Source organism: Halobacteriovorax sp., assembly GCF_041587335.1.
Classification (GTDB): Bacteria; Bdellovibrionota; Bacteriovoracia; order Bacteriovoracales; family Bacteriovoracaceae; genus Halobacteriovorax.
This window is the reverse complement of record NZ_JBFGYP010000188.1, coordinates 1-4,198: the sequence shown is the minus strand read 5'-3', so window position 1 is coordinate 4,198 and position 4,198 is coordinate 1. Positions and strand designations below refer to the sequence as shown.

The 4,198-nt window shown below is 33.8% G+C and carries 4 protein-coding genes and 1 pseudogene; 1 reads left to right on the top strand and 4 read right to left on the bottom strand.

Going from position 1 to position 4,198, the window contains the following annotated elements; all coding sequences use genetic code 11:
• A pseudogene (locus tag ABX784_RS15820) lies at positions 1–415 on the bottom strand (23S rRNA (adenine(2503)-C(2))-methyltransferase RlmN); the annotation flags it as partial.
• 107 nt (positions 416–522) lie between these two features.
• On the opposite strand from ABX784_RS15820, the gene ABX784_RS15815 reads away from it, so the two are divergent.
• Positions 523–750: a DUF1232 domain-containing protein gene (locus ABX784_RS15815; protein WP_372656033.1), complete on the top strand. Its 228-nt coding sequence runs from the start codon at positions 523–525 to the stop codon at positions 748–750.
• On the opposite strand, the gene ABX784_RS15810 is transcribed toward ABX784_RS15815, so the two are convergent.
• From ABX784_RS15810 to ABX784_RS15800, 3 genes are all read right to left on the bottom strand, one after another.
• Positions 751–1,554 (bottom strand): hypothetical protein, encoded by an 804-nt coding sequence (locus ABX784_RS15810; protein ID WP_372656032.1) that lies wholly within the window; start codon positions 1,552–1,554, stop codon positions 751–753.
• Between the two features lie 18 nt (positions 1,555–1,572).
• Complete coding sequence (locus tag ABX784_RS15805; protein WP_372656031.1) at positions 1,573–3,018, bottom strand: metallophosphoesterase; 1,446 nt, start codon at positions 3,016–3,018, stop codon at positions 1,573–1,575.
• An 84-nt stretch (positions 3,019–3,102) separates the two neighbouring features.
• Positions 3,103–4,198: hypothetical protein (locus ABX784_RS15800; protein WP_372656030.1), on the bottom strand; the 1,096-nt coding region annotated here is incomplete at its 5' end.

Genomic DNA, 4,198 nt, shown 5'->3' with positions numbered 1-4,198 from the left:
GAAGAAATTGACCTACGATCTCACTGGTAGAGAGATTTCTCTTTAGTCCTTGTGTTCCTGTAAAACAAAATGAGCATTTCATTGCACACCCGACTTGAGATGAAAGACAAATTGAATATTTATTATTAAAAGGTATTAGAACTGTTTCAACTTTTGATCCATCTTCTAATTTAAAGAGAAACTTTACTGTACTATCACTCGACTCGTGAACAGTATCAATTTCAGGTAGCTTGAAATCTAATCTATCTTCAATGAAGTTAAGTGTTTCCCTAGAGATATTATGGGTACATGGAGAGAAGTTCTTCTTTTTATAGTGCCAATTATAAAGAAGAGAAGCTGCTGTAGAGTTCAACTCATTTTCGATGAGTAAATTCTCTAATTCATTAAAATTTAGGTTATAAAATGATTGCTTCAAGGGACTCCCATATTTTTGGCCAAGATAACGCACACCTCATCAGATGACAACGATAATTATGTAACCTACTGAAATCTTGACAACATTTTTTATGATAGAATAGCTCTATGGAAGAAAAACAAAAGCCAATCTTTAAAAAGTTTATTGCAGCAGTAGGCGTCGCTCTTGGAGTGATCTATATTTTAAATCCTACTATGGGAGTATTTGAGTTGCTTCCAGATGCATTACCAATCATTGGAAATTTAGATGAAGGTGCTGCTGTTTATCTAATCTTTGCAGGCCTTAGGTATCTCGGTTTAGATCTTCTTAAATATTTCGATCGAATAAAAAAGTAATTACTTTATACCAACGATATAGGCATTCCAGTTCACACTATTCTCTTCAGATTCTGTCTCATAGAATTCACCATTACCAAAACCTTCAATATCACAATCTTCCCAAAAGACTTTAATTCCAGAAAAACCAGCTTCATCTAAAAGATCTCTAATCTCAGTAATCGACCACATTCTAAATTCATAAGTGAAGGCATCTAATATCTCTTCCCCACTTTCATATTTAAAATGTATTCCATAATTTGCAATTCTTGTAATAGGATTGAAATCTTTTCTTTCAAATTCAAAAAGAAAAGGAGCTATATGATCGTGATTATCAATATCTCTCTCTTGAACTTCAGGTATTTCACTATCACTACCACCAAAGATATCAAGAATAAGTATTCCATCATCATTTAAAGATTTGTAGGCATGCTTGAAATACTCCAATAGTGTTTTTCTCTCATGGAGAAGACAGTACGAAAAATTAAATGTAGCAATAACATCAACGCTATCAGTCGTAGTGACAGCATTGCCTACCACAGGTAAAATACGAGCTTGCTCAGAAGAGCTTAAGTTAGATAAGTAGTTTTTAGTACCATATTCAATAGTCTCTTCATCAATATCTATAGAAATAGCAGTTCTTTCACTTGATGACTGTACCCAACAACAACTTAAAGCAAATGTACCACTAAAATCCTCCCTGAATGAGAGAGCTTCTTTATTAAATATACTAGTATAGATCTTGGATACTCTTGAAACATCACTAATAGGATCTTGAACAGATGCTAAATATAGAGCGTGCTTATCTAGTGTAACTTTTGACATATATACCTTGAAGAAAAATTAATAATTAGATTTATTTGTAAGAAAGGACTCTACAATATTCCTGCAACTTGCGTCTACTCTTTGTTCAAACACTTCAATGAGTCCTTTATCTGCGATATTAAGTGCAGACTCTTTTAAGTATTTCGTATTGAACTTACGTCCTTCTCCCTCAACCTTTAGAAGCAATAAATCTTCTGAGCTTGAAAACTTACCAATCACACGATAACCATCTGTCGTTTTCATTCCGAGAGGGTTAAGAGAATCATCTATATTAGACTGTGCAATTAGCTTATCTCCATGAATACTATCAGATTCAGAAATGAGGTATTTACCTTTAATAGAGATTTTAGATGCCTTATCTAAAGAGCTAAAAGAGCTGTCAGTAAGGACAATTTCAAACTTAGGCTTTCTAACTATAATTGGATAGTCCCCAGTCGGAGTGTGACCAACAATAACTCTATAAATGCCATGATTTTGTAGCTTCTTTATCAAGGAGCGACCTGGTGCTACAGGATTCCCCGATTCATCTGAGTAACGAGCATAAACAACACTATTAAGATTCTGTATACTTCCTGCTTTTGGTGCATGATACGCTATTAAATCTTGTCCAAGTCTAGAGTCACTAAACCAGTCATCTATCTCTTTTTTGGCAAAATCATTTAGTTTATTAATCCACTCTACAGGATCGGACTCCCTCACTGTTAACTTTGGGACATAACCAAAATTTTCTGAGGTAACTGCTCCATGAACAAAGAGGTTTCCATCTATTACTTTTCCTAACTGTCCTTGCTTTAGATATTTTTGTAATATCCCATCTTCTTTATAGTCTTCAAGAAAACTTGCAAAAACAAAATGATCATCAACTACTTTATCTGGAAAGAGAATTTTGAGTTCATCTTTTCTAAACTCGAAGGCCTTAGGAGCATTCATTCCAGAGAGAAAAGCTTTGAACCTAATTAATGGTGTATCTAGATCTTTAACAAAGTCTTTGTAATCATCATTAGATATATGATCAGGTATTTTCAAATTGAAAGTTTCTTCTATAACTTCTTTGTGCCAAGGGATAACAATATCTGGAACAGAGCTCACTAGCGCACCATCCATTAAGCTCATTATCCTGAGCTTATTAATATCTCTATTTCCTAAGATAAGTGTAACTCTATCAGGGTACTTTTCTTTGAGCCTTAGTAGTTCTTGCATTATTCTAATAGAGCCTTGACCTCTATCCATAACATCTCCAAGAAAGACAAATTGCCCTTTTTGAGAGAGATCAATCTCTCCTTTAGAATCTCTGATAAGAACATCTGATTTATTAACAAAGTCATTGAACCTATCAATATTTCCCTCTAGGTCACCAAGAACATCAACAAGAGTATCATCTGAAGATAGAGAGCGATTATTAGTACTAATACTTGTACAACAAACCAAAAATAAAGAAGTAATTATGATAATTATTTTAGACACATTTACTTTACGGATTTTAGTAGATGAGCTTTAGAGAAGATAGAAAATGGGAAAATAAATGATTCATTTTCCCATTCTAAAATATTAGGCTACAGCTTGAAGGTGTGAATCTCCTTTTGAGAAATTATCACTCCAATCATGTAGCAGATCTGAGATTTCCTTAGAATAAACCTTGTCTGATTGAATCTCTTTTCTAGTATATAAGACAAAATCGTGCCAGTTTTGAGCTTTATTATCTTGAATTTCTTCCATTCTTCTTTCATCTCTTTCATAACTTTCAAACTCAACTGATACAAGATCATTAGCTTTTGAGCCTTCTGGAGCAAAAATATTAACAAAAGTACCTTGAAGCTCATCATCAATTGATAGTAACATCTTAATCTTCTTATCTAGTGGATATGAAGAGAGTATACTCTTTAAGAATGGTACCGGTAGTTCACTAATGAGCTCTGCTGGAAAGTTATTTCTAGCTGTCTCTAGTAGAACGTCAGCATTAACATTATTTGCAATTGCCTTAAATAAAGTCCCTTCAAGCTCAGGAGTTGATACCGATACAAGCTTAAGTATCTTTTGAACAAAAGGCTTACTCTCTTTAACATCAACATATTCTGAAAGAGTCTGCTTTAGTGCATCCTGATTTTTAATAACATCACTAGGACTTATATTAACAGACATATTAATAATATTTTCTCTCTGACTCTCTTTACAGCTTGAAAGAACTTCACTTACAAAAGTTAAGCTAAGAGCATTCATAAGAACTGCAGAGATCTCAGGCTTCTGCTCAACCATAAGAGCTACCTGCTCAGGAGTAAGCTTTAAAATTAAGTCATACGTCTCAGGATCATCAATTAACTCTGGAACAATTACACTTTGAACAATCTGATTACTTATAAAGTCATTTGCACGAGCTAGTTCAGTTGATGCTAATGGCTTATCTAATAACCCTCTCCAACTAGATCGCTCCTCTTCACTTAAAGATGAAAATACTGTTTTTAAAATATCGTTATCCATCTGCTGAACAAGAGCTCTTAAAGCAGACTTTGAATTCTTATCATTTTCTCTAATCCATTTCTTAATAAGAAGTACTGCATCTTTTGGAGTATTCTTTATGTAATACTTAAATCTCTCTACTCCATTTAAACTAAAGACACCAGACTCAGCTCCGGCAAGTCCACCACCT

Excerpts from the sequence above, each read along its gene's own strand:
- ABX784_RS15810 (WP_372656032.1), bottom strand. The coding sequence starts at position 1,554 with ATGTCAAAAGTTACACTAGATAAGCACGCTCTATATTTAGCATCTGTT.
- ABX784_RS15815 (WP_372656033.1), top strand. The coding sequence starts at position 523 with ATGGAAGAAAAACAAAAGCCAATCTTTAAAAAGTTTATTGCAGCAGTA.